Raw genomic sequence first — 23968 nt, forward strand, 5'->3', positions numbered from 1 at the left:
TTAACTCTTGGATCCTATGCGACTCATTCTTGACCCCAGGCGGGATATCGATGCCGCGCTCCTGTGCTATCGCCGCCTATTCGGGGTGTTGGCCCTGTTCAGCGGCGTGATCAACCTGCTGATGCTGGTGCCCTCGATCTACATGATGCAGGTGTTCGACCGGGTCCTGACCAGCCGCAACGAAACCACGCTGTTGATGCTGACCCTGATTCTGCTCGGGCTCTATCTGCTGAGCAGTCTGCTGGAATGGGTCCGTGGCCAGGTGATGATCAAGATGAGCGCGGGCATCGACTCCCAGCTCGGCGAGCGGGTGTTCGGCGCGGCTTTCGAACTCAGCCTGAAGGAGCACAGCGCCAACCCGGCACAGGTGTTGAGCGATCTGACCGCCATTCGCCAGTTCGTCACCGGCCAGGGCCTGATCGCGCTGTTCGACGCGCCCTGGCTGCCAATCTATCTGATCGTCGCCTTCTTGTTTCACCCCTGGCTGGGCCTGTTCACCGTGCTGGGTGCCGCCATCCTGGTGGTCTTGGCGATCTGGAACGAGCTGGCCACGCGCAAGAGTCTGGCGGAAGCCAACCAGTTGTCCGTCACCTCCGCCAACTATGTGAACAGCACCTTGCAGAACGCCGAAGTCATCCAGGCGATGGGCATGCTGAATGTCTTGCGCCGTCGCTGGTTCTCCTTGCAGCAGCGCATCATCACGGCCCAGGCCGAGGCCAGCGAGCGCAGCGCGCGGATTTCCTCGATGACCCGCTTCGTGCGAGTGACGTGGCAATCCCTGTCGTTGGGGCTGGGCGCCGTGTTGGTGCTGGAGAACCAGATCTCCGCCGGGGTGATGATCGCCGTGTCGGTGTTGTTGGGCCGAGCCATGGCGCCGGTGGAGCAAGTCATCGGCTCGTGGCGGCAGATGGGCAGCGCCAAGAGCAGCTACCAGCGCCTTAGCCGCCTCCTCGAAGAGTTCCCCAAACCGCAGCCGCGGATGGCCCTGCCGGCGCCGACCGGCGCGCTGCGCACCGATCAACTGGTGGTCATCCCGCCCGGTGCCCAGCAGCCCGCGGTGAATGGGGTGACGGTGGCGCTGGCCAAGGGCGAGGTGTTGGCGGTGATCGGCCCCAGTGCCTCCGGCAAGTCCTCTTTGGCACGGGCCATGGTCGGCATCTGGCCGGCAATCCGTGGTTCGGTGCGGCTGGACGGCGCGGAAGTGGGCCAATGGTCACGCGAGGCGATCGGCCCGTACCTGGGCTACTTACCCCAGGATATCGAGCTGTTCGACGGCACCATCGCGGAGAATATCGCGCGTTTTGGCGAGGTGGATTCGCTCAAGGTGATCGAGGCGGCGCGTCTGGCCGGCATTCACGAGATGGTGCTGAATTTCCCCAAGGGCTACGACACGCCGCTGGGCATCGGTGGGCTGGGGCTGTCCGGCGGGCAGAAGCAGCGCATCGGCCTGGCCCGCGCGCTCTATGGTCAGCCGGCACTGGTGGTGCTGGATGAGCCCAACTCCAATCTGGACGAGGCCGGCGAGGCGGCGCTGGTGCGGGCCGTCAGCACGTTGAAGGCGGCCGGCTCCACGGTGGTACTGGTCACTCATAGGCCGAGCATTCTCGGGGTGGTCGACAAGCTGTTGCTCCTCAAAGACGGGGCGCAGCAACTGTTCGGGCCTCGGGATCAGGTGCTCAAGGCCCTCATGCCGCCGCCAGCTGCGGTGAATACAACCGCCGAATCTGCCAGCCAAGGAGCCTGAGGCGCCGATGAAGCCTATTCAGAACGACCTGCAGACCGACTCGCAAGCGCCTGCCCCCGACACCGATGCGGCGGGTATCGCCCGTTTTGGCTTGTGGCTATTGGCCCTGGGCTTTGGCGGTTTTCTGCTCTGGGCCGGTCTGGCTCCCCTCGATCAGGGGGTGGTCGGCAGCGGCACCGTGGTGGTGTCCGGCGAGCGCAAAACCGTGCAGTCGCTACTGGGCGGCGCCATCGAGCGCATCCTGGTGCGCGAGGGTGAGCAGGTGCGCCAGGGCCAGGTGGTGGTGCAACTCAACACCATCCAGGCGCAGTCCCAACTCGACGTCGCGCTGGGGCAGTGGCTGAGTGCGCGCAGCGTCGAGGCGCGCTTGATTGCCGAGCGCCTGGATCGCGATAGCATCGACTGGCCGCAGAATCTGCTGGCCATGGCGGCCGACCCGCGGGCACAGGCGGCCATGGAGTTGCAGGGCAACCTCTTCGCCACCCGCCGCGACGAACTGGCCAGCCGGCTGAAAATCCTCCAGCACGAGGAGGAGTCGTTGGCCGAGCAACTGGCCGGTTTCGAAGAGATCAAGCGCAACCACGACGCCCAGCTGAAATACCAACGGCAAGAACTCGAAGGTCTGCGCGAGTTGGCGCAGGAGGGCTATGTGCCGCGCAACCGCCTGTTCGAGGCGGAGCGCAATGCGGCGCAACTCGGCGCCCAGCAGGCGGCGGCGATTTCCGATATCGGGCGGACGCGGCAGGCGATCAACGAGAGCAAACTGAAGACGCTGCAGCAGGCGCAGGCTTTTCGCAGCGAGGCGGAGTCGCAGCTGACCCAGGTGGCCGCAGAAGCCTCGAGCCTGGCCGACCGGATCAAGGCACTCGACTTCGAGGTGCGCAACGGCTCTATTCTCGCGTCCGTCGCCGGGCAGGTGATGGGGTTGGCCGTGCATACGGTGGGGGGCGTGGTGCCGGCGGGTCAGCGGCTGATGGACCTGGTGCCACAAGGTTCGAGCTGGGTGGTCAAGGCGCAGTTTCCGCCGCTGGTGGCCGACCGGCTCAAGCCTGGGTTGCCGGTCGATGTGCGCTTCGCCTCGCTGCAGCGGGTCAATACGCCGGTCATGAGCGGTAAGGTGACCACCGTATCGGCCGATCAGCTGATCGACGAGCATTCACGGCTGCCTTACTTCTCGGTAGAGGTCGAGGTCAGCCCCGAGGTGGTGAGCGAGCTTAGACGTGCCGGTCTCGACGTCAAACCGGGGATGCAGGTCGAAGTCATTATCAAGACGGGCGAGCGCACCTTGATGAACTACCTGATGAAACCGGTCACCGAGCGTTTAGTGGGTGCCTTTAAGGAAGAGTAAGAGTGCGAAGCAGGACTGCCGTTATCGCCCTGATCTGGGCCTGTCCAATCTGGGCGAGCGACTCCGAGTTGTCGCTGACCGAGCTCTATGATGCCTCCCGGCAGAACGATGCCACCTATCAGGTGGCGGGTTACGACTACCAGGCTTCCCAGCAGGAGGAAGCCATCGGCAGAGGGGGCCTGTTGCCCCAGGTCGGGATCAGCTCCCGCTTTGGCCGCGGCGGAGAGCTTGGCGGTGAGTCTCAAGTCGCTAACCAGAGCGATCAGTTCAGCGCCGACACCGCCACCCTGGCGCTGCGTCAGCCGCTCTTCGACAAGGGGCGCTGGGCCTTCTACGAGCAGTCCAAGGCGCGTGGCCAACTGGGCGAGGTGCAGTACGAGGGTGCCGGCCAGGGCCTCTTCGAGCGCGTGGCCGAGGCCTATTTCGACGTGGCGCGAGTGGAAAACGAGCTGAAATTGGCGACCCAGCAGAAATCCGCGATCGAAGGGCTGGCCAAGCAGACGAAACGGCTGTTCGAGGCCGGCGAAGGGGCGATCACCGATACTGAGGAAGCCCAGGCCAGGCTGGACCTGATCCGCGCCCAGGAAATCGAATTGCAGGCCCAGCGGCAAGCGGCGCTGCGCAAACTCTCGGGGCGCGCCGGCATTGCGGTGATGCGGATCGCCGACATGCAGGAACAGCTGCCGGCCAATAACCTGCTGCCGGCCGATGCGGATCTAGGCTATTGGCTGCTCAAGGCCGACCAGGCCAGCCCGCTGCTGGAGGCCAGGCGCGCCTCGGTTCAGCTGGCCGAGGCCGATCTCAAGCTGCAGCAAGCCGGGCACTACCCGACAGTGGCGCTGACCGGCCAGCTGTCGCGCACCGACAAGAGCGATCTCAATGAATTCTCCCAGCGCCAGTCCACTTACTATGTGGGCCTGCTGGTTGATATTCCCCTCTATCAGGGCGGCGCCGTCAGCGCCTCGGCCGAGCGCGCCCACTCGGCCCTCTACGGCGCCCGTTCGGAATATGACGCCGAGCAACAGCAGTTAACCGAGGATATCGAACGCGACTACCTCGGGGTGGTGAGCGGTTTCGAGAAGAGCAAGGCGATGCTGACGGCGGTGCGTTCCAACCAGCGGGCGCTGACCTCTGCGGAAAAAGGCTACCAGGCCGGCGTGCGTTCGACCGTGGAGATTCTCGATGCGCAGCAGCGCCTGTTTGCCGCGAAGCGCGACCTGCTCAACACCAAACTGGTGATGCTGCAAAGCTACGTTAACCTGCATACCCGCACCGGCCAGATGACCCACGCCGTGCTGCAAGAGGTTCAGGGATTGTTTTAGCGGGCCTCTGCCGCTAGGTGAAGCGGACAGAGGCTGCATCGCAAGGCCGATCAGGCAAGCAGATCGGTGTTGCTCAGAGAGGTCACGCCCAGCAACTGGATTTCAAATTCAGCCGCCGCATCGGTATCGGTGCTGCCGTACAGCACGCTGCCAGCGAAGCGCAGTTGGCCGGCCGCGTTGGTACTGCTGAATGTGGATGTACCGATAAAGGCGAAGACATCATTGGCCGCGGTTGCCGTGTTGGCATCCAGGGTCGACAGGTCAATCTTGTCGCCTTCACTGCTTTTGAAATCACCCAGCACATCGCGCAGCGACCCCAGGCCCATTTCGGTTAAGGCGTTGAAGTCGAAGCGATCTGCTCCGGTGCCACCATTGAGCCTGTCTACGCCTGCACCGCCAACCAGAAGGTCGTTGCCAGCGCCTCCCGATAGGGTGTCATTTCCTGTACCGCCAATTAAAACGTTGGCGACAGTGCTACCCGTCAGTGTGTCGTTGTACTGACTGCCAGTGAGGTTTTCGAAGTTCGACAAAGTATCGGAGCCAGAGCCGCCGGTGGCTTGTGCTGCGGTGCTGGCCAGGTTAACGCTAACGGCCGTGGTGGCAAGGTCGTAATTGAGCAGATCGACCCCGGCCCCGCCGTCCAGCACATTGTTGCCGGCGCTGGCATAGAGGGTGTTGTTGAGGTTATTGCCGGTGCCGTTGATGGCTGCAGAGCCGATCAGCACCAAGCTCTCGAAGTTGGCGCCCAAGGTCCAGTTTACCGACGACCACACCGAGTCGATTTCACTGGTCAACACGCTGGTTTCGCTGATGACGTCGACGCTGCTGTCGACTATGTAGGTGTCGTTACCGAGGCCGCCGACCAGTGTGTCGTTGCCGCTGCCGCCATTCAGGATGTTGGCGGCGGTATTGCCGGTCAGGGAGTTGTTCAAGGCGTTGCCGTTGCCATTGATGGCCGCACTGCCGTTCAGTACTAGCTTCTCGAGATTGGCGCCCAGGGTCCAGGACACCGAGGAGTGCACCGTATCGATTTCGGTGGCCAGGGTGCTGGTTTCGCTGATGACATCAGACGCGCTGTCGACCACATAGGTGTCGTTGCCGAGGCCGCCGATCAGTGTGTCGTTGCCCGCGCCGCCATTCAGCACATTGGTAATGGCGCTGCCGGTCAGGGTGTCGTTGTATTTGCTGCCGATCAGGTTCTCGAAGTTCAGCAGGGTATCGCTGGCGGAACCACCGGTCGCCTGCGCTGTGGTGCTGGCTAGGCTGACGGTGACGCCGGCAGCAGCATAGGCATAGCTGAGGCTATCGAGACCCGCCCCGCCATCGAGTAGATTGTTGCCCGCATTGGCATAGATGACATTGTTCAGGCTGTTGCCGGTGCCATTGATGGCTAAGGAGCCGGTCAACAGCAAATTCTCAAGATTGGCGCCCAGGGTCCAGGACACCGAGGCGTGCACCGTATCGATTTCGCTGGCCAGGGTGCTGGTTTCGCTGATGACATCAGACGCGCTGTCGACCACATAGGTGTCGTTACCGAGATCGCCGATCAGTGTGTCGTTGCCCGCGCCGCCGTTCAGCATATTGGCCAGCGTATTGCCGATCAGGGTATCGGCATATGCCGAGCCCACTGCATTCTCGATCTGCGCCCCATAGGCGATGGCCAACCCATTATTGATATAGGCGGAGCCGCTCCAGAAGGTAGCGCCGATACTGCTGAAGGTGCCGGGGTTGAGGTTGAGGGTCACCGCTTGGCTCTGGTTGCTGGCACTCAGGGTGTCGATGCCGCCCGCATCCCAAATGGTTTCGAAAACGGGCTTGCCGGCGCTCCACTGGTAGGTGTCGTTCCCGGTATGCCACTGCATATTCGCGCCATACAGGTACTGAATGGCCGCTATGTCCAACAACATGGGCGTCGTCGGCTCGTAGGAATAAGGGTCGGTATAACTCATCACCGTATAGCGGACGTCGTCGTATTCCGCGGGAAGCACGGTGGAATTGCTGTCACCGTTCTCGAACGGATGCTTCAGGCCCAGGGCATGGCCGATCTCGTGCACGAAGGTGAGGTAGTCGTAAGTTCCAGTCGTGGGATTGGCCTCAGAAGTCGCCGGGCCGATCCAGACATCACCGGAAGCCGGCGCGCCACTGGGGAGATAGGCCCAGGCGGCGGTGTCGGAGTCCATGCCGGCATAACCGCCAAAGCGCAGGTCGCCTACATTGGTGCTCGAGTCGGTGGTTAGCGAGAAACTGATATTCGCAACCGCGGCCCAGGCACCGAGCGCTTGGGTGACAGCCGCTTTTTGATTGCTGGTCAGCTGGTAGCTGTTCAGGTGCTCGTTGTCGAAGGAGTATTCGGTCGCGTAATACGAGCTGCTGGAGAGAAAGCTATAGGACAGCGCCGCGCTGGAGCCGAGGGCGCCGCCCCATTTGCTGCCATACACCAGGCTATTGATATGCAGATTGTTGGAAAGAGCTACTTCACTGGAGACTGTCGATCCGTTAGGTGCTGGCATGACGTATTAATTATCCGTATTTGATGTCAGGAACACTGCATTCCCTTGTAGTTAATGACGTGCCGATTAGGGCGGAGGTTGGCTACCTCTATCCGGGCTTCGGCGCGACGGTGCTGATTGTACTTTCAATGTCTTTAAAAAAACGTGGCATATCGAACAAAGGCGAATGCTGGCGGCCTTGGTTCGGGCGTCGCTGCAACCCCGCCAGCAGATTTGAGTCGCCAGTTGAAGCGTGCGTTCTTGGTACTTTCCGAGTGTGGTGATGAGCTTCGGTAGGTCGATCGCGGTCAACAAACTGCCCGCCATGCTCTAGGCAAAGGCGCGGCTCTGGCAGGTGAGCGCGAGTAGGTGCAACTCGCAGGCCTCATCGGTGCTGACGATTTTTTTATCCGGCAGCGATTGTTAGATCGCCAGGACCTCTGGCGGCTTTTGCATACGTTCGAGGGCTGGGTTCTGCGCGATGGCGGCGAGGTAGGCACTTTCGGCGGCTGGCAGTTGCTCTAGCTGCGAGAGAGTGACGCCTAGATTGAACTGGGTATGGCGTGGTCGGTAGGGCGGTCAACGCAGCTGACGAGACGCAAGTCGATCAGCTGTTGCATAGGCAAGGAGCGCTGCAACTGAAAGCCAGGCAGGCTAAGTCTTTGATATATATGGTGGGCCCAGCAGGACTCGAACCTGCGACCAAGGGATTATGAGTCCCCTGCTCTAACCAACTGAGCTATAGGCCCTCAGAAAGCCGGCGGATTATAACGGGGCGTTCTGTAGAGTGCCAACCAAACGGTGTGGGCCGAGAAAATTGCTGGTGAGGGCATCCGCAGTCGCGGCATGGCAGCCTCATTACGACTCGGGGTATTGGCGAGTGTAGACGGGCTGCTATGGGTGGTGGGGGCGGAAAGCAAAACCCCCGGCTAGGCCGGGGGTTTTGTGGTTACTCGTCGAGGAAGGAGCGTAGATGCTCGCTTCTCGTCGGATGGCGCAGCTTGCGCAGCGCCTTGGCTTCAATTTGACGAATCCGCTCGCGGGTCACGTCGAACTGTTTACCCACCTCTTCCAGTGTGTGGTCGGTATTCATATCGATGCCGAAGCGCATGCGCAGTACCTTGGCTTCACGGGCAGTGAGGCCGGCCAGCACTTCGCGGGTCGCTTCCTTGAGACTTTCGACCGTGGCTACGTCGATCGGCGACTGCATGGTGGAGTCTTCGATGAAGTCGCCCAGGTGGGAGTCTTCATCATCACCGATCGGGGTTTCCATGGAGATCGGCTCTTTGGCAATCTTCAAGACCTTGCGGATCTTGTCCTCGGGCATCTCCATGCGCTCACCCAGCTCTTCCGGAGTCGGCTCGCGGCCCATCTCCTGCAGCATCTGGCGAGAGATGCGGTTGAGCTTGTTGATCGTCTCGATCATATGTACCGGGATACGGATGGTCCGCGCCTGGTCGGCGATCGAGCGGGTGATCGCCTGACGAATCCACCAGGTGGCATAGGTCGAGAACTTGTAGCCGCGACGGTATTCGAACTTGTCCACCGCCTTCATCAGGCCGATGTTGCCTTCCTGAATCAGGTCGAGGAACTGCAGGCCGCGGTTGGTGTACTTCTTGGCGATCGAGATCACCAGGCGCAAGTTCGCTTCAACCATCTCCTTCTTCGCGCGGCGGGCCTTGGCCTCGCCAATCGACATGCGCCGGTTGATGTCCTTGATCTCGGCCAGCTTCAGGCCGGTCTCGGTCTCAAGTGCTGCGAGCTTCTGCTGGCAACGCTGAATGTCGGACTGCAGGCGACCGATGGCCTCGGCGTATTTGCTCTTGCCTTTGGCCAGTTGCTCGGTCCAGCTTTCGTCGATTTCATGGCTGGGGAACTGGCGCAAGAAGTCGGCTCGCGGCATGCGGGCATCCCGCACGCAGAGTTGCATGATGGCGCGTTCCTGGGCACGCAGGCGCTCCAGGGAGTCACGCACCCGCACAACCAGGGCGTCGAACTGCTTCGGCACCAGCTTGATCGGCATAAACAGCTCGGCCAAGGCCTTCAGCTCGGCAATGCTTTGCTTGCTGTCGCGCCCGTGCTTTTTCAGCACTTTCTTGGCTTGTTCCAGCTGCTCGGCTACCGCGCCGAAACGTTGGCGTGCGACTTCCGGATCCGGGCCGCCATCGCCTTCTTCTTCGTCTTCGCTGTCGCCTTCGGCTTCTTCGTCTTCGGTCTCGGTCTCGGCGGCCGCGCCGTCTTTGATGGCCGGAACGGGGACTTCGGCCGGCGCGGCAATACCATCGTCCGGGTCGATATAGCCGCTGAGGACTTCGGCGAGGCGCCCGCCCTCGGTGGTGACGCGGGTGTATTCGGCGAGAATGCTGTCGACAGTTCCCGGGAAATGAGCGATAGCGCCCATCACTTCGCGAATGCCTTCCTCGATGCGCTTGGCGATTTCGATCTCGCCTTCACGAGTGAGCAGCTCCACCGTGCCCATTTCGCGCATATACATGCGCACCGGGTCGGTAGTGCGCCCGATATCGGTTTCTACCGCGGCCAACGCAGCAGCAGCTTCTTCAGCGGCGGCTTCGTCGGTATCGGCTTCGGCCAATAGCAGGGCATCCGCATCCGGGGCGCTCTCGAATACGTTGATCCCCATGTCGTTAATCATGCGGATGATGTCTTCCACCTGTTCCGGATCGGAAATATCCTCCGGCAGGTGGTCGTTGACCTCGGCGTAAGTCAGGTAACCCTGCTCACGACCACGGCTGATCAACTCTTTGAGGCGAGACTGTTGTTGCGCTTTTCCGGACATAACACCCTATCCACTGAAGGTCTTGGCGGGCAAAAAAACAAGCCGAGGATTATACCTGAGCAGGGACCTCACGCGCCAGTTGAGGTCGGGGTGATGGGAGTAATAGTGCGGCTGAGTAAGTCGCGCAGTTGGTCTTTTTCTTCTGCGCTTAGTTCACTTTGACGTGCTTTGCGGAGCAAATGTTCCAGGCTGCGCTCGCGTTGGCGGGCTGCAAGACTAGTTATAGTGTCGAAAAACTGTTGTTCAAGGTTGTCGGCCTGAATCAGCCATTCCTTTTCTGCCAGCGCCTTAAGCAGGCGGCCTTGTTCGGTGCCGTGCCAGCGGGCGATCAACTGCAATGAGCGTAGCTTGGGATTCTTCTGCAGGGCTCCGAGCAGGGCGACCAGCAGTTGCGCGTAGGTATCGTTTTCCGCGGCGAAATGGCTGGCATCCTCGACCTTATGCGCCAATTCCGGGTGGTGCAGTAGCGTGCGCAAGGCGGTCAGCGTGGGCGACTCTACCGGTGCGGCTATGCGTGGCGCCCTGGACTCGAAGTCCGGGCGCTTGCCTTTCTTGTCCCGGGATTTTTCCCACTGCTGCTGTCCGCGGCCTTTCTGTCCAGGCTTCTTTTGCCAATTTTGTTCGGGTTGAGGGCTGTATTCCTCGTGTCCGTAGCCAGGGGCTACGTCGTAGTAGGCGCTCGGATCGTAGCTTGGCGGCTCCTCGGCGGGGGCGTTCTGGATCGCCTGGCCAAGCGCTTCGCTGTTGAGGCCGGTAATTTCGCTGAGGCGCTGGCGCATCAGGGTGCGCAGGTTGGCACCGGGTATTTTGTCGATCAGCGGTACGGCCAGGGTGGCTAGATGGGCCTTGCCTTCCAGTGAGCGCGGGTCGGCTTCCTGGGTGAGTTGCTGGAAAAAATAGTCGGCCAGCGGCTGCGCCTGCTGATTGATGCGGGCGCGAAACGCATCGGTGCCTTCGCTGCGTACCAGGGTGTCCGGGTCTTCGCCTTCTGGAAGAAACAAAAACCGTGCGCGGCGGCCGTCTTGCAGGCTCGGCAGGGTCGATTCCAGTGCGCGCCAGGCGGCGCTGCGACCAGCCTGGTCGCCGTCGAAGCAGAATAAGACGCTCGGGACAAGGCGAAACAGGCGCTTGAGGTGTTCCTCGCTGGTGGCGGTGCCGAGGGTCGCGACGGCGTTGCGTAAGCCTTGCTGGGCGAGGGCGATCACGTCCATATAGCCCTCGACCACCATGATCTCGTCGAGGTTGCGGTTATTCTTGCGCGCTTCGAACAGGCCGTAGAGTTCCTGGCCTTTATGAAAGACCGGGGTTTCCGGCGAGTTCAGGTATTTCGGCTTGTCGTCACCCAGTACGCGGCCGCCGAAGGCGATCACGCGGCCGCGGCTGTCGCGGATCGGGAAGATCACGCGATCGCGGAAGCGGTCGTAGCGTTTACCGCTCTCGGCGTTTTCGATCAGCAGGCCGGCGTCGATCATGGCTTTCTGCTGCAGGCTGTCGCTGCTCAAATGTTTGAGCAGGTTATCCCAGCCGGGCGGGGCGAAGCCGAGGCCAAAGTCGCGGGCAATCTCGCCCGACAGGCCGCGGCCTTTCAGGTAGTCCACGGCGGCTTTGCGGGTTGGGTGGCTTTTCAGTGCCTGCCGGTAGTAGTCGGCGGCGGCGGTCAGCAGGGGGTAGAGCGGCGAGTCGGTCGGTTGTCGCGGTTTTTGATTGCGGCCGCTGCTTTCCTCGCGCGGCACTTCCATGCCGGCGGCTTTTGCCAGTTCCTCGACGGCCTGGGGAAAGTCCAGGTTGTCGTGATCCATGATAAAACCCAGGGCGTTGCCGCCGGCGCCGCAGCCGAAGCAGTAGTAGAACTGCTTGTCTGGGCTGACGCTGAACGAGGGGGTTTTCTCTTTGTGGAATGGGCAGCAGGCGCTGAAATTCTTGCCGGTTTTCTTCAATTGAACGCGCGAACTGACCACGTCGACGATGTCGGTGCGGTTCAGCAGGTCATCAATAAAAGTCTGGGGTATCAGCCCGGCCATGGCGTTCTCGTAATCAGGCGAGTCGCCAGCATAGCTGCGGCGGAATCAGGAGGACAGACAGGCTTTCAGTTGTTGGTTGATCAGTGCCATGTCGGCGCGGCCTTGCGTCTGGGGGCGCAAGACTGCCATCACTTTGCCCGTGTCCGGCATGCCTTGGGCGCCGCTGTCGACGATAGCGTGCTGGATCAGCGAGCTGATCTCGGGCTCGTCTAGTGGTTTCGGCATATAAGGCTTGAAGCACGACAATTTCGGCGGCTTCGGCTTCGGCGAGGTCTTTGCGACCAGCGTCGCTGAGCTGATGCGGGGAGTCGCGACGCTGTTTGATCATCTTGTCGAGGATCAGCAGGGTGCGAGCGTCATCGACCACGATACGCTCGTCAATTTCGATACGCTTAATATCGGCCATGGCGAGGCGTAACGTCATCAGTCGAGGCTTATCTTAGGCGCGTATGGCGTCCTTGATGGCCTCGGTGATGCAGATCTTGAGCTGGCTTCGGTCATGCCGGAGCCCGGCTTTGGGCCGGGCGTGGCAAAAACTGACTACGTGCGTCTGTGGATTAATACAGGCGTACGGCGCGGCGCTGTTCGCGCTGCACTTTCTTAGCGTGACGCTTAACTGCGGCTGCAGCCTTACGCTTGCGCTCGGAAGTGGGTTTCTCGTAGAACTCGCGGCTGCGAACTTCGGCCAGAACACCGGCTTTTTCACAGGAGCGTTTGAAGCGACGCAGAGCTACGTCGAAGGGTTCGTTCTCTTTAACTTTGACGGCTGGCATCCAGAGCTACCTTCATTCATTACCGGGGTAGACGTACTCGTGGCAAATGGCGCTGGAGGACGTCGGTTTTTAAGGGTTGCGGATGTTAACGCCTCATCGCCAGGAATGCAAAGCCTCTGATCGAAAACCGCTGGCCGGGGCCTGGGGGGGCGATTATTATGCGCGCCTTCGAATTTGCCCAGGCTGAAGGGACAAACCCATGCTCGTACTGGGATTAGAAACCTCTTGTGATGAAACCGGCGTCGCGCTGTATGACAGCGAGCGCGGTCTGTTGGCAGATGCCCTGTTCAGCCAGATCGATCTGCACCGCGCCTATGGCGGGGTGGTGCCGGAGCTGGCCTCGCGCGACCACGTCAAGCGCATGTTGCCGCTGATCCGTCAGGTGCTGGCGGAGTCTGGCTGTGCGCCAGGCGAGATCGATGCCATCGCCTATACCGCCGGCCCCGGCCTGGTCGGTGCGCTGCTGGTTGGCGCCTCCTGTGCTCAGGCGTTGGCGTTTGCCTGGGGTGTTCCGGCGCTGGGTGTGCATCACATGGAGGGGCACTTGCTGGCGCCGATGCTGGAAGAGCAGCCGCCGGAGTTTCCGTTCGTCGCGCTCTTGGTGTCCGGCGGGCATACCCAGTTGGTGCGGGTGGATGGTATCGGTCGTTATCAATTGCTCGGCGAGTCGCTGGACGATGCCGCCGGTGAGGCTTTCGATAAGACCGCCAAGTTGATCGGTCTGGGCTATCCCGGTGGGCCGGAAATCGCCCGGCTGGCGGAGAGTGGCACGCCGGGGCGCTTCGTCTTCCCGCGGCCGATGACCGACCGGCCTGGGCTGGATTTCAGCTTTAGTGGCTTGAAAACCTTTGCCTTGAACACCTGGCAGCAGTGCCGCAGCACTGGCGACGACGGTGAACAGACCCGTTGCGACATCGCCCTGGCCTTCCAGCAGGCGGTGGTGGAGACTCTGACCATCAAGTGTCGGCGAGCCCTTAAACAAACTGGCCTCAAGCGTCTGGTGATCGCGGGTGGCGTTAGCGCCAACCAGGCACTGCGCCAGTCACTGGAAAAAATGCTCGCGGAGCTCAACGGCAAGGTCTTTTATGCCCGTCCGGCATTTTGCACCGACAACGGCGCGATGATCGCCTACGCTGGTTGCCAGCGCCTGCAGGCCGGTCAGCACGAAGGGCCAAGCATCAAGGTGCAGGCGCGCTGGCCGATGGAGCAACTGCCGGCACTCTAGGCGTATTGCGCGTGGGTGGGACTGAGCTTGAGTCGGCCTCAGGAGGCAGACTCAGAAATGTCGTTCGCGCCCGGCGAACAGGTCGCGTAGATTGCCGCGGTGCCGCCAGACGATCAGGCCGGTCAACACACTCATCGGTAACAGTGCCCCTGGTTGCTGCCAAGCCAGTAATGGCAGGGTGAGTGGCGTAGCGATCAGGGCAGCCAGCGAGCTGGTGCGCGTGAGCTGGAAGGTCAGCGCCCAGGCGCCAATAGCCAGCAAGGCGGCCGGTGGGTAGAGGCCGAGGAGCATGCCGGCGGCAGTGGCGACGCCTTTGCCGCCGCGGAAGTGAAAGTACAGCGGATAGAGATGGCCGATCACTGCGGCCAGACCAATCCAGGCTTGTTGTTGGAGATGAAAGCCCAGCAGGTGTGCGATCAAGACGGGCAGCAGGCCTTTCAGCAGATCGCCGAGCAGGGTCAGGATCGCCAGTTTCTTGCCGGCGACCCGCAGCATATTGGTCGCACCGGGATTGCCCGAGCCACTGGCACGAGGATCCGGGCCGCCAGCCAGACGGCTGAGCAGAATGGCGAAGGACAACGAACCGAGCAGGTAGGCGAGGATCGCCAGCAACCAAAACATGGTATCCATTCCGGGGCGGACAAGCCCCGATTCTAACGGGGCCCTGTGCCCTTGTCGTGCGGCGGAGCAGAGTGTTTGGACAGAGTGTTTATCGAGGGTCTGGAAGTCGACACGGTGATCGGTGCGTATGACTGGGAGCGTGAGATTCGCCAGTGTCTACGTCTGGATCTGAGTTTCGGCTGGGATAATCGCCCGGCGGCGGCCGGCGATGACCTGACCAAGGCGCTCGACTATGCCGCGGTATCGGCGCGGATTCAGGCGTTTGCCGCGCAAGCGCAGTTCATCTTGGTGGAAACCTTCGCCGAACGTTTGGCCGAGACCTTGATGAGCGAGTTCCAGATTCCCTGGTTGCGTTTGAAGTTGACCAAGCCCGGCGCCATACCGGCGGCCAGTGGCGGGGTCGGGGTGGAGATCGAGCGCGGATGTCTCTGACCCCGATCTTGCTTGGCCTCGGTAGCAATATCGAGCGCGAGGCGCATTTGACTGCCGGTCTCGAGGCGCTGTCGGGCTTTCTGCGGCAGTTGCACTGCTCGCCGGTATTCGAGAGCCAGGCGGTGGGGATCAAAAGCGGTCCCTTCTTCAATCTGGTGGTGGCCGCGCAAACCGATCTGCCGCTGATCGAGCTGGATCGGCGGCTGAAGTTCATCGAGGCGGACAATGGCCGCTATGCGCCTGAGCGCAAGGGTCTGCCGCTGGACATCGACGTGCTGCTGTATGGCGAGCAGGTCGGCAATTTCGACGGCCTGGTGTTACCGCGCGCGGAAATCCTGAAAAACGCGTTCGTGCTCTGGCCGCTGGCGCTGTTGGCGCCGGAGAGGTTGCATCCGGGAGTGGGGCAGACTTTTGCCGCGCTCTGGCAAGGGGCGCGGATCGATCAGGCGCTGTGGCCGGTGTCCTTTATCTGGCGCGACCGCGAGCTGACCCCGCCATCGCTGCGTCAGGCCTTCCCGGAGCCGGCCTTGTAGGCTTTGAGTGCCGTCAGGCGCTCACGCTTTAACGCCTCCCCCAGCTCTGCACCTTGGAAACCTTGCGCCAGTAGCGGTTGTACCGTCACTGCGCGCGCAGCCTCGGCCGCGCCGCGCAGGTAGGCGGCTTGCGGGTAGTCGCGTTGTTCCAGGCCAAGGCGGCCGCGGGCGTCCATCTCGCAGGCGGCGATAAATTCCTCGAAGCGCTGCGGCCGGCGATAGCTGTCGAAGCTCTGCAGCAGCTCCAGCAGGGTCGTGGGTTTCAGCTCCAGGACCCGATGGGCGTGGCTGTGGTACTCGCCGACCAGCAGGGCCAGCTCCTGGCAATCGCGCGGTGCTTTGCAGCGCTCATTCACCGCGCGGATCAGGCGCAGGCCGTTGTGTTCGTGGGCGATATGCCGTGGCCACTGGCTTTCCGGCGTCAGGCCTTTGCCCAGGTCATGCAGCAGGCAGGCCCAGCGCACCGTCAGTGGCTGTGCATGCTCGGCACATTGGCGCAGCACGCTGAGCACATGGGCGCCGGTGTCGATTTCCGGGTGATGGGCGGCCGGTTGCGGTACACCGAACAGGCTATCGACTTCCGGCAGCAACACCTTGAGCGCGCCACAGTCGCGCAGCACTTCGATGAACACCTCCGGGCATGGCTCCAGCAGCGCGCGGGAAATCTCTTTCCAGCCGCGCTCGGGGGTCAGCGCCAGCAGTTCGCCAGACTCGCTGAGCTGGCGCATCAACGTCAGGGTTTCCGTGGCGATGCGAAAACCCAATGGCGCATAACGGGCGGCGAAGCGGGCGACGCGCAGCACCCGTAGCGGGTCTTCGGCGAAGGCCGGAGAGACGTGGCGCAACAGGCGGGCGGCAAGGTCGTGCTGGCCGCCGTAGGGGTCGTAGAGCGCGCCGTGGTCGTCTTCGGCCATGGCGTTGATCGTCAGGTCGCGGCGGATCAGGTCTTCTTCGAGGGTGACCTCGGGGCTGGCGTAGAAGGTAAAGCCGCCGTAGCCGCGCCCGCTTTTGCGCTCGGTACGGGCGAGGGCGTATTCCTCGCCGCTCTGCGGGTGGAGAAATACCGGAAAGTCCTCGCCAACCGGGCGAAAGCCCAGGGCTTGCATCTCTTCGGCGCTGGCGCCGACCACCAGCCAATCGATGTCGGTGACCGGACGGCCGAGCAAGCGGTCGCGCACAGCGCCGCCGACCTTGTAAATCTGCATGGAAAACCCCTTCCGTTAGCGCGACAGCATAACCGCTGCGCCCCGAAAACGGAGGCTCAGTGGGCGACGGGAATCTGTTGCAGCAACGCGGCTACGGCGCTTTGCAGCTGTTCGGTGCTATCCCAGGCGGGGCTCAGCCCGGTGCTGGCCAGGCCTTCCCAGAGCACCTGGCCGTTCAGGTCGGTCAGCCGTAAGCGCAGGGTGCCGGTTTCATCGTGCAGGCGGTGGATGGCCTGGTAGGCGCCGAGCGGGTTGGGTGGCGGCGTGTCGACGCGAAATTCCAGCGGGGTGTCGTGCAGGGCCAGCCAGTAATACACCCGCAACTCGGGCTGCGGGCTTTCGTGATAACCGCGTTCGGCGAGGCCTTGGCGCAGCAGTGGTTCGAGCTGGGCGTACTGCTCACGCAAAGGCAGCTCGCCGCTGAGTGCCTGCTCCGGTGGCAGCAACTGAAAGCTATGGCGACTCGCCAAGGCGGGCGCGGCGGCTTGCACCACGCGGATCTGGGGGCTGTGGCTGGCGCAGCTGGCCAGTGCCAGGCAGAGCAGCAAAACGACAAACACACGCATGGGCGGCAGGCTCCGCGGAGGATAACGGCATGCTCGGCGGCAGCTCGCGAGCGGTCAACCGATCAAATGGGCGGGATCATCAGGTCGAGCCGTGGGTAGTCGCCTGTGCCCTCTTGCTCGGATCTGGGGGGGACATGCTGGGTATGGACGATTTTCTCGCCCTGCACGGTTTCCAGATGGATGTCGAAGCCCCACAGGCGGTGCAGGTGTTTCAGCACCTCCTCGGTGGAGTCGCCCAGCGGTTTGCGATCGTGCTGCTGATGCCGCAGGGTCAGTGAGCGGTCACCGCGGCGATCGATGCTCCAGATCTGGATGTTGGGTTCGCGATTGCCAAGGTTGTACTGGGCGGCGAGGGTTTCGCGGATGAGGCGATAACCCGGTTCGTCGTGGATCGCGGAGACCAGCAGCTCGTCCTTCTGGTCGTCATCCAGGATGCTGAACAGCTTCAGGTCGCGGATCACCTTGGGGGAGAGGTACTGCAGGATAAAGCTCTCATCCTTGAAGCTATTCATGGCGAATTTCAGGGTCGCCAGCCAGTCGCTGCCGGCAATATCCGGGAACCAGCGTTTGTCCTCTTCGGTCGGCTCTTCGCAGATGCGGCGGATGTCGCGGTACATGGCAAAACCCAGGGTGTAGGGGTTGATGCCGTTGTAATAGGGGCTGTCGAAAGGCGGCTGGTAGATCACGCTGGTGTGCGACTGGAGGAACTCCATGATGAAACCGTCGGTGACCAAGCCTTCGTCATACAGGTCGTTCATCAGGGTGTAGTGCCAGAAGGTCGCCCAGCCTTCGTTCATCACCTGGGTCTGGCGTTGTGGATAGAAGTACTGGGCGATTTTACGGACGATGCGCACCACTTCGCGCTGCCAGGGCTCCAGCAACGGCGCGTGTTTCTCAAGGAAATACAGGATGTTTTCCTGGGGCTCTGCGGGGAAGCGCTTGCTGTCTTTATCGCTGCCCTTGCCGGCGCCTTTGGGGATGGTCCGCCAGAGGTCGTTGATCTGCTTCTGCAGGTGCTCCTCACGGTCTTTCTGCCGCCGCCGTTCCTCTTCGGCGGAGATCGGGTAGGGCCGCTTGTAGCGGTCCACGCCGTAGTTCATCAGGGCGTGGCAGGAGTCCAGCAGGTCTTCAACCGCGTCGATGCCGTGGCGTTCCTCGCACTGCATGATGTACTGCTTGGCGAACACCAGGTAGTCGATGATCGAGCTGGCGTCGGTCCAGGTGCGGAACAGATAATTACCCTTGAAGAAGCTGTTGTGCCCGTAGCAGGCATGCGCCACCACCAAGGCCTGCATGCACATGGTGTTCTCTTCCATCAGGTAGGCGATGCAGGGGTCGGAGTTGATCACGATCTCGTAGGCCAGGCCCATCTGTCCGCGGTTGTAGGACTTCTCGGTACTGAGGAAGTGTTTGCCGTAGGACCAGTGGTGATAGCCGAGCGGCATGCCGACGGAGGCGTAGGCATCCATCATCTGCTCGGCGGTGATCACTTCGATCTGATTCGGGTAGGTGTCCAGCGCATAGCCTTCGGCGAGTCGACTGATTTCGCGGTCGTAGGCGCGAATCAGCTCGAAGGTCCATTCCGAACCGGTGGAGATCGGCTGGCGTTTCTTTTCGTTGGGAGTCATTTTTTGAGTCCCCTCATGTCACTAGCCGGCGCTGGAAGAGCTCGCGGAACACCGGATAGATGTCGCCGGCGGACACCAACTGCTGCTGGGCGAAGGTGTCGGCGAAGGCCTCGCCGACCTGTTCGTACTCGAACCACAGCGCCTGGTGCTCGCGCGGGGTGATCTCGACGTAGGTGAAGTACTGCACGAACGGCATGATTTGCTTGAGCAGGATGTCACGGCAAATAGGCGAGTCATCATTCCAGTTGTCACCGTCCGAAGCCTGGGCGGCGTAGATGTTCCATTCGTTGACCGGGTAGCGCTCGGCCATGACTTCCTGCATCAGCTTCAGGGCGCTGGAGACTATGGTGCCGCCGGTTTCCCGGGAGTAGAAGAACTCCTCCTCATCCACCTCGCGGGCGCTGGTGTGGTGGCGGATAAACACCACATCGATCTTCTCGTAGTTCCGTTTGAGGAACAGGTACAAGAGGATGAAGAAGCGCTTGGCGATGTCCTTGGTGGACTGGGTCATGGAGCCGGAAACGTCCATTAGACAGAACATTACCGCCTTGGAGCTGGGATTCGGTTGCTTGATCAGCAGGTTGTACTTGAGGTCGAAGGTGTCGAGGAAGGGCACCTTTTTGATGCGCGCGAGCAGGCGAATTATTTCGGCCTCGGTGCGTTGAATGTCTTCGAAGTTGTCGGGTTCTTCGCGTTTAAGCCGTTCCAGCTCCAGCTCTGTGAAATGCAGTTTGATGCGGCTGCTGCCGGACAGCGCGATACGTCGCGCATGGGCCGACCTCAGGGTGCGGACGATATTGATCCGCGAGGGATTGCCTTGATTGCTGATCCCCGCGCGCACCGTTTTGAAGGTGTCGCTGCCGGTCAGGTGGCGTTTCACCAGGTTGGGTAGCTCCAGATCCTCGAACATGAAGTCGAGGAACTCCTCCTGGGTGATCTGGAAGACGAACTCGTCCATGCCCTCGCCGGAGTTGCTGGCCTTGCCGGCGCCTTTGCCTGCGCCACCGCCTGCCGGGCGCGGGATCCGCTCGCCGGCGGTGAACTCCTTGTTGCCAGGATGGACGATGGTCTGCTTACCGCCCCGGCCGTGATGAAACAGCGGCTCGTCGATATCGCGACCGGGAATGCTGATCTGTTCGCCGTGCTCCATGTCGGTGATGGAGCGGCGGCCGACGGCTTCTTCCACCGCCTTCTTGATGTGATCACGATAACGCCGCAGGAAGCGCTGGCGGTTCACCGTGCTCTTGTTCTTGCCGTTCAGGCGGCGGTCTATCACATAGCTCATGGGCGCTCCTTTGAGCCTGTTCAATATCTACTGCGCTTGGTCATGCGGCGTTGAAAACAGGTTCGGAATGCTCATTTACCACTCGTAAACTCCGCTTTCTCACCTGTTTTCGCCTTGCCTGACCTGCGCTCGCGACGATCTTGAACCGGCTCATAGAGCCTGCGGCCGTGACTGGGCGCAGGCTCTGCGGCAACAACGACCGGCCAGGCCGGTGGCCGGTTACTGCGACTTTCTGACCCGCAGATACCATTCGGACAGCAGGCGTACCTGCTTGTCGGTGTAGCCGCGCTCGACCATGCGGGAGACAAAGTCGTTGTGTTTCTGTTGATCCTCCTTGCTCGCCTTGGCGTTGAAGCTGATGACCGGCAGCAGATCCTCGGTGTTGGAGAACATCTTCTTCTCGATCACCACGCGCAGCTTCTCGTAGCTGAGCCAGGTCGGGTTCTTGCCGTTGTTGTTGGCGCGGGCACGCAGCACGAAGTTGACGATTTCGTTGCGGAAATCCTTCGGGTTGCTGATTCCGGCGGGTTTTTCGATCTTCTCCAGCTCCTCGTTGAGGGCTACGCGATTGAGGATTTCGCCGGTTTCCGGGTCGCGATATTCCTGGTCCTGAATCCAGAAGTCGGCGTACAGCACGTAGCGATCGAAGATGTTCTGCCCGTACTCGCTGTAAGACTCCAGGTAGGCAGTCTGGATCTCCTTGCCGATGAACTCGATATAGCGCGGCGCCAGGTATTCCTTGATGTAGCGCAAATAGCGCTCGCGCATTTCCGCCGGGAACTGTTCCTGCTCGATCTGTTGTTCCAGCACATACAACAGGTGCACCGGATTCGCGGCGATTTCGTGCGGGTCGAAGTTGAACACCTTGGAGAGGATCTTGAAGGCGAAGCGGGTCGACAGGCCGTTCATGCCTTCGTCGACTCCGGCGGTGTCGCGGTATTCCTGGATCGACTTGGCCTTGGGATCGGTGTCCTTGAGGTTTTCGCCATCGTAGACGCGCATCTTCGAGTAGACGTTGGAGTTGTCCGGCTCCTTCAGGCGCGAGAGTACCGAGAACTGCGCCAGCATCTTCAGGGTGTCTGGGGCGCAATGGGCCTTGGCCAGCGAGCTGTTGAACAGCAGCTTGTCGTAGATCTTGATCTCGTCGCTGACGCGCAGGCAGTAGGGCACCTTGACGATGTAGATCCGATCGATAAAGGCTTCGTTGTTCTTGTTGTTGCGGAAGCTATGCCATTCCGACTCGTTGGAGTGGGCCAGCAGGATGCCGCTGAACGGCAGGCCGCCGAGACCCTCGGTGCTGTTGTAGTTGCCCTCCTGGGTGGCAGTCAGCAGCGGGTGCAGCACCTTGATCGGCGCCTTGAACATCTCGACGAATTCCATCAGACCCTGGTTGGAGCGGCACAGGGCGCCGGAATAGCTGTAGGCGTCGGCGTCGTTCTGCGGGAAGTCTTCCAGCTTGCGGATGTCGACCTTGCCGACCAGGGCGGAGATGTCCTGGTTGTTCTCATCGCCGGGTTCGGTCTTGGCGATGGCGATCTGATTAAGGATCGAGGGGTAGAGTTTGACCACCCGGAATTGGCTGATGTCGCCACCGAACTCGGCCAGGCGCTTGGTCGCCCAAGGCGAGATGACGGTGCTCAGGTAGCGCCGCGGAATGCCGAAGTCCTCTTCGAGAATCGTGCCGTCCTCGGTGCTATTGAACAGCCCCAGCGGCGACTCGAATACCGGCGAGCCCTTGATCGCGTAGAAGGGCACCTTCTCCATCAGTTGTTTGAGTTTTTCCGCGAGTGAGGATTTGCCGCCACCGACCGGGCCGAGCAGATAGAGGATCTGCTTCTTCTCTTCCAGGCCCTGGGCGGCATGGCGGAAGAAAGACACGATCTGGTCGATGCATTCTTCCATGCCATGGAAGTCGGCAAAGGCCGGGTAGCGGCGGATCACCTTGTTGGAGAAGATCCGCGATAGTCGGGAGTTGTGGGAGGTATCGAGCAACTCCGGTTCGCCAATGGCCAGCAGTAGGCGTTCAGCCGCGGTGGCATAGGCGCTGCGGTCCTGCTTGCACAGTTCGAGGTATTCCTGAAGGGAATACTCCTCCTGGCGGGTCGCTTCGAAACGCTGTTGGAAGTGGCTGAAAATACTCATGACGTCACCTCGCTTGATGCTCGGAGCCGGCGCGGGATCGGTCGTGCGGGTGCTGGCAATCAGCCGACGAATCGGCGGATGTGAATCCCCCAGAACACCTAAAAGGTCGCTGCCGATAGCCCGGAAGCCGGTGTGCCGGCTCTCCCCTATTTTGGATGGCCTGGGGGTAAGGATAGTTCGGAATTGGCAAGGTCAAGGGCTGGCGAACGATAAGTGCCAATTACCGTTCGTCAGAGCAGGGCGGCAGCCCAGGGATGGCGCGGGGTCGCCAGCCTGAAAATTTTTATTCGGCCTGCTCGGTGGCGGTCTCGGTCGGGAAGGTCGCGCGCCATAGCTCGAAGCCGCCATCCAGGCTGTAAACCTCGGAGAAACCCTGGTTGACCAGATAAGCTGCGGCGCTCTGGCTGGAGTTGCCGTGGTAGCAGGTGACGATCAGCGGTTTGTCGAGGTCGGCCTTGGCGATGAAGTCGTGCAGCGAGTGGTTGTCCAGATGGCGTGAGCCGCTGATATGGCCGAGGGCAAAGCTCTGCGGGTCGCGGATATCGACCACCACTGCACCTTGCTCGCGCAGGGCGTGGGCCTGTTCGGGGGGGATGCGTTTGAACTCACTCATAAACGGTTCTCCGTACAGTCGCAGCGGTGGCGCTCGCCGCTATCGACATTCAATAAGGTCAGGGCGCCGCCCCACACGCAGCCGGTGTCCAGGGCAAACAGGCCGGGCTCGTGGCACTGGCCTTCCAGGGCGGCCCAGTGGCCGAAGATCAGCTTCAGCCCGCGGGTCTTGCGTTCGGCGTAACTGAACCAGGGGGCATAGCCGGGTGGCGCGCTGCCGAGCCCTTCCTTGCTCTTCAGGTCTAGTGTGCCGTCGGCTTTGCAAAAGCGCATGCGGGTGAAGTAATTGGTGATCACCCGCAGGCGCGTCACGCCCTTGAGATCCTTGTCCCACTTGGTCGGTTCGTTGCCATACATGCCATCGAGGAACAGGGGCAGACGGGTATCGTCGAGCAGCGCCTCTTCGACTTCGGCGGCGCATTGGAGCGCCTTCTTCAGGGTCCACTGCGGCGGGATGCCCGCATGCACCAGGGCGATGTCGCGCTCGGCGTCATAGTGCAGCAGCTTTTGCCGCCGCAGCCAGTCGAGCAGGTCATCGCGATCCGGCGCCTCGAGGATCTCGCGCAGGGTGTCGGCTTTCTTCAGACGCTCGATATTGTGCGCCACCGCCAGCAGGTGCAAATCGTGGTTGCCCAGCACGCAGACCAGTGAGTCGCGTATGGCGTAGAGAAAGCGCAGGGTCTCCAGTGACTGCGAGCCGCGATTGACCAGGTCACCGACCAGCCACAGGCAGTCTTTGCTGGGATCGAAGGCGACGCGTTGCAGCAGGCATTGCAGGGGTTCCAGACAGCCTTGCAGATCGCCGACAGCATACAGCGTCATCAGTGCAGGGCCCCGGGCACGGCTAGGCGGAACGGCGCGATGAGCGCGTCGAAGCGTTTACCGTCATCGGCGAGCATCTGGTAACTGCCCTGCATATTGCCGACGCTGGTGCCCATGACCGTGCCGCTGCTGTAAGTGTGGCTCTGGCCCGGCTCGATCAGCGGTTGCTGGCCAACCACGCCGGGCCCGCGAACCTCCTGCACGCGGCCATCACCGTCGGTAATCAGCCAGTGGCGCGACAGCAGCTTGGCCGCTAGTTGGCCATTGTTGTGGATGGTCACGGTATAGGCGAAAGCAAAGCGGTTCTGCTCCGGCTGCGATTGCTCCGGGAGAAAGCGGGTGACGACGCTGACGTCGACCTGGTAACGGGGATCGGACATGCGAATGGCTCTGATGGCGGAAC

The 23968-nt window shown here is 61.6% G+C and carries 20 protein-coding genes, 1 tRNA gene and 1 pseudogene; 6 read left to right on the forward strand and 16 right to left on the reverse strand.

Annotated features, from left to right (window positions below; translation table 11 throughout):
* Nucleotides 1–16 precede the first annotated feature (16 nt).
* Genes FFS13_RS15585 through FFS13_RS15595 form a run of 3 tightly spaced genes read left to right on the forward strand, consistent with a single transcriptional unit; the run spans nucleotide 17 to nucleotide 4414 of the window.
* Nucleotides 17–1744: a type I secretion system permease/ATPase gene (locus FFS13_RS15585; RefSeq protein ID WP_137820001.1), complete on the forward strand. Its 1728-nt coding sequence runs from the start codon at nucleotides 17–19 to the stop codon at nucleotides 1742–1744.
* Between the two features lie 7 nt (nucleotides 1745–1751).
* Complete coding sequence (locus FFS13_RS15590; RefSeq protein WP_137820002.1) at nucleotides 1752–3092, forward strand: HlyD family type I secretion periplasmic adaptor subunit; 1341 nt, start codon at nucleotides 1752–1754, stop codon at nucleotides 3090–3092.
* Nucleotides 3093–3094: 2 nt separating this feature from the next.
* The gene (locus tag FFS13_RS15595) at nucleotides 3095–4414 is read left to right on the forward strand and encodes a TolC family outer membrane protein (RefSeq protein WP_137820003.1); all 1320 of its coding nucleotides are present in this window, start codon (nucleotides 3095–3097) and stop codon (nucleotides 4412–4414) included.
* A gap of 50 nt (nucleotides 4415–4464) precedes the next feature.
* Here the strand turns inward: FFS13_RS15595 and FFS13_RS15600 are convergent, their stop codons facing one another.
* The 7 genes and pseudogenes from FFS13_RS15600 to rpsU all read right to left on the reverse strand — a co-directional run bounded on the left by FFS13_RS15600 (nucleotide 4465) and on the right by rpsU (nucleotide 12494).
* Nucleotides 4465–6924: a M10 family metallopeptidase gene (locus tag FFS13_RS15600; protein ID WP_137820004.1), complete on the reverse strand. Its 2460-nt coding sequence runs from the start codon at nucleotides 6922–6924 to the stop codon at nucleotides 4465–4467.
* Nucleotides 6925–7575: 651 nt separating this feature from the next.
* Nucleotides 7576–7652 (reverse strand) — tRNA-Ile (locus tag FFS13_RS15605).
* A 200-nt stretch (nucleotides 7653–7852) separates the two neighbouring features.
* Complete coding sequence (rpoD, locus tag FFS13_RS15610) at nucleotides 7853–9700, reverse strand: RNA polymerase sigma factor RpoD (protein ID WP_137820005.1); 1848 nt, start codon at nucleotides 9698–9700, stop codon at nucleotides 7853–7855.
* Nucleotides 9701–9768: 68 nt separating this feature from the next.
* Entirely contained in the window at nucleotides 9769–11721 is a 1953-nt protein-coding gene (gene dnaG / locus FFS13_RS15615) for a DNA primase (protein WP_137820006.1), read from the reverse strand.
* 45 nt (nucleotides 11722–11766) lie between these two features.
* Nucleotides 11767–11946, reverse strand: coding sequence for a GatB/YqeY domain-containing protein (locus FFS13_RS20395; protein ID WP_256657912.1), 180 nt, complete (start codon nucleotides 11944–11946; stop codon nucleotides 11767–11769).
* A 64-nt stretch (nucleotides 11947–12010) separates the two neighbouring features.
* A pseudogene (locus tag FFS13_RS20400) lies at nucleotides 12011–12145 on the reverse strand (GatB/YqeY domain-containing protein); the annotation flags it as partial.
* A 133-nt stretch (nucleotides 12146–12278) separates the two neighbouring features.
* Nucleotides 12279–12494, reverse strand: coding sequence for a 30S ribosomal protein S21 (rpsU, locus tag FFS13_RS15625; protein ID WP_002551877.1), 216 nt, complete (start codon nucleotides 12492–12494; stop codon nucleotides 12279–12281).
* A 199-nt stretch (nucleotides 12495–12693) separates the two neighbouring features.
* Between rpsU and tsaD the strand changes: the two genes are divergently transcribed.
* Nucleotides 12694–13719, forward strand: coding sequence for a tRNA (adenosine(37)-N6)-threonylcarbamoyltransferase complex transferase subunit TsaD (tsaD, locus tag FFS13_RS15630; protein WP_137820007.1), 1026 nt, complete (start codon nucleotides 12694–12696; stop codon nucleotides 13717–13719).
* Between the two features lie 51 nt (nucleotides 13720–13770).
* Here tsaD and plsY read toward each other — a convergent pair whose 3' ends face one another.
* Nucleotides 13771–14340, reverse strand: a complete 570-nt coding sequence (gene plsY, locus FFS13_RS15635; RefSeq protein ID WP_137820008.1) for a glycerol-3-phosphate 1-O-acyltransferase PlsY — start codon at nucleotides 14338–14340, stop codon at nucleotides 13771–13773.
* Between the two features lie 75 nt (nucleotides 14341–14415).
* Between plsY and folB the strand changes: the two genes are divergently transcribed.
* On the forward strand, nucleotides 14416–14772 hold the full coding sequence (gene folB, locus FFS13_RS15640) for a dihydroneopterin aldolase (RefSeq protein WP_137820009.1): 357 nt from the start codon (nucleotides 14416–14418) through the stop codon (nucleotides 14770–14772).
* The gene (gene folK / locus FFS13_RS15645) at nucleotides 14763–15305 is read left to right on the forward strand and encodes a 2-amino-4-hydroxy-6-hydroxymethyldihydropteridine diphosphokinase (protein WP_137820010.1); all 543 of its coding nucleotides are present in this window, start codon (nucleotides 14763–14765) and stop codon (nucleotides 15303–15305) included. Before folB ends, folK begins: the two co-directional genes overlap by 10 nt.
* On the opposite strand, the gene FFS13_RS15650 is transcribed toward folK, so the two are convergent.
* The 8 genes from FFS13_RS15650 to apaG form a co-directional block, all read right to left on the reverse strand.
* On the reverse strand, nucleotides 15278–16510 hold the full coding sequence (locus FFS13_RS15650) for a multifunctional CCA addition/repair protein (RefSeq protein ID WP_137820011.1): 1233 nt from the start codon (nucleotides 16508–16510) through the stop codon (nucleotides 15278–15280). The genes folK and FFS13_RS15650 overlap by 28 nt on opposite strands.
* A gap of 56 nt (nucleotides 16511–16566) precedes the next feature.
* Nucleotides 16567–17076, reverse strand: coding sequence for a DUF4136 domain-containing protein (locus FFS13_RS15655; protein WP_137820012.1), 510 nt, complete (start codon nucleotides 17074–17076; stop codon nucleotides 16567–16569).
* Between the two features lie 62 nt (nucleotides 17077–17138).
* The gene (locus FFS13_RS15660; protein ID WP_137820013.1) at nucleotides 17139–18704 is read right to left on the reverse strand and encodes a SpoVR family protein; all 1566 of its coding nucleotides are present in this window, start codon (nucleotides 18702–18704) and stop codon (nucleotides 17139–17141) included.
* A gap of 13 nt (nucleotides 18705–18717) precedes the next feature.
* Nucleotides 18718–19989, reverse strand: coding sequence for a YeaH/YhbH family protein (locus FFS13_RS15665; RefSeq protein WP_137820014.1), 1272 nt, complete (start codon nucleotides 19987–19989; stop codon nucleotides 18718–18720).
* A gap of 219 nt (nucleotides 19990–20208) precedes the next feature.
* Nucleotides 20209–22131 (reverse strand): PrkA family serine protein kinase, encoded by a 1923-nt coding sequence (locus FFS13_RS15670; RefSeq protein WP_137820015.1) that lies wholly within the window; start codon nucleotides 22129–22131, stop codon nucleotides 20209–20211.
* Nucleotides 22132–22414: 283 nt separating this feature from the next.
* Entirely contained in the window at nucleotides 22415–22744 is a 330-nt protein-coding gene (gene glpE, locus FFS13_RS15675) for a thiosulfate sulfurtransferase GlpE (RefSeq protein WP_137820016.1), read from the reverse strand.
* Nucleotides 22741–23565: a symmetrical bis(5'-nucleosyl)-tetraphosphatase gene (locus FFS13_RS15680; protein WP_137820017.1), complete on the reverse strand. Its 825-nt coding sequence runs from the start codon at nucleotides 23563–23565 to the stop codon at nucleotides 22741–22743. The genes glpE and FFS13_RS15680 overlap by 4 nt, the downstream gene beginning before the upstream one ends.
* A complete protein-coding gene (apaG, locus tag FFS13_RS15685) occupies nucleotides 23565–23945 on the reverse strand; it encodes a Co2+/Mg2+ efflux protein ApaG (protein ID WP_137820018.1) in 381 nt (126 codons plus the stop codon). The genes FFS13_RS15680 and apaG overlap by 1 nt, the downstream gene beginning before the upstream one ends.
* Nucleotides 23946–23968 lie beyond the last annotated feature (23 nt).

Source organism: Pseudomonas sp. 2FG (assembly GCF_005502935.1).
Classification (GTDB): domain Bacteria; phylum Pseudomonadota; class Gammaproteobacteria; order Pseudomonadales; family Pseudomonadaceae; genus Aquipseudomonas.

Excerpts from the sequence above, each read along its gene's own strand:
- rpoD (WP_137820005.1), bottom strand. The coding sequence starts at position 9,700 with ATGTCCGGAAAAGCGCAACAACAGTCTCGCCTCAAAGAGTTGATCAGC.
- FFS13_RS15590 (WP_137820002.1), top strand. The coding sequence starts at position 1,752 with ATGAAGCCTATTCAGAACGACCTGCAGACCGACTCGCAAGCGCCTGCC.
- FFS13_RS15670 (WP_137820015.1), bottom strand. The coding sequence starts at position 22,131 with ATGAGTATTTTCAGCCACTTCCAACAGCGTTTCGAAGCGACCCGCCAG.
- FFS13_RS15655 (WP_137820012.1), bottom strand. The coding sequence starts at position 17,076 with ATGCGTGTGTTTGTCGTTTTGCTGCTCTGCCTGGCACTGGCCAGCTGC.
- dnaG (WP_137820006.1), bottom strand. The coding sequence starts at position 11,721 with ATGGCCGGGCTGATACCCCAGACTTTTATTGATGACCTGCTGAACCGC.
- FFS13_RS15600 (WP_137820004.1), bottom strand. The coding sequence starts at position 6,924 with ATGCCAGCACCTAACGGATCGACAGTCTCCAGTGAAGTAGCTCTTTCC.
- plsY (WP_137820008.1), bottom strand. The coding sequence starts at position 14,340 with ATGTTTTGGTTGCTGGCGATCCTCGCCTACCTGCTCGGTTCGTTGTCC.
- FFS13_RS15650 (WP_137820011.1), bottom strand. The coding sequence starts at position 16,510 with ATGCAGATTTACAAGGTCGGCGGCGCTGTGCGCGACCGCTTGCTCGGC.
- FFS13_RS15585 (WP_137820001.1), top strand. The coding sequence starts at position 17 with ATGCGACTCATTCTTGACCCCAGGCGGGATATCGATGCCGCGCTCCTG.
- glpE (WP_137820016.1), bottom strand. The coding sequence starts at position 22,744 with ATGAGTGAGTTCAAACGCATCCCCCCCGAACAGGCCCACGCCCTGCGC.
- rpsU (WP_002551877.1), bottom strand. The coding sequence starts at position 12,494 with ATGCCAGCCGTCAAAGTTAAAGAGAACGAACCCTTCGACGTAGCTCTG.
- FFS13_RS15665 (WP_137820014.1), bottom strand. The coding sequence starts at position 19,989 with ATGAGCTATGTGATAGACCGCCGCCTGAACGGCAAGAACAAGAGCACG.
- apaG (WP_137820018.1), bottom strand. The coding sequence starts at position 23,945 with ATGTCCGATCCCCGTTACCAGGTCGACGTCAGCGTCGTCACCCGCTTT.
- FFS13_RS20395 (WP_256657912.1), bottom strand. The coding sequence starts at position 11,946 with ATGCCGAAACCACTAGACGAGCCCGAGATCAGCTCGCTGATCCAGCAC.
- FFS13_RS15680 (WP_137820017.1), bottom strand. The coding sequence starts at position 23,565 with ATGACGCTGTATGCTGTCGGCGATCTGCAAGGCTGTCTGGAACCCCTG.
- tsaD (WP_137820007.1), top strand. The coding sequence starts at position 12,694 with ATGCTCGTACTGGGATTAGAAACCTCTTGTGATGAAACCGGCGTCGCG.
- FFS13_RS15660 (WP_137820013.1), bottom strand. The coding sequence starts at position 18,704 with ATGACTCCCAACGAAAAGAAACGCCAGCCGATCTCCACCGGTTCGGAA.
- folK (WP_137820010.1), top strand. The coding sequence starts at position 14,763 with ATGTCTCTGACCCCGATCTTGCTTGGCCTCGGTAGCAATATCGAGCGC.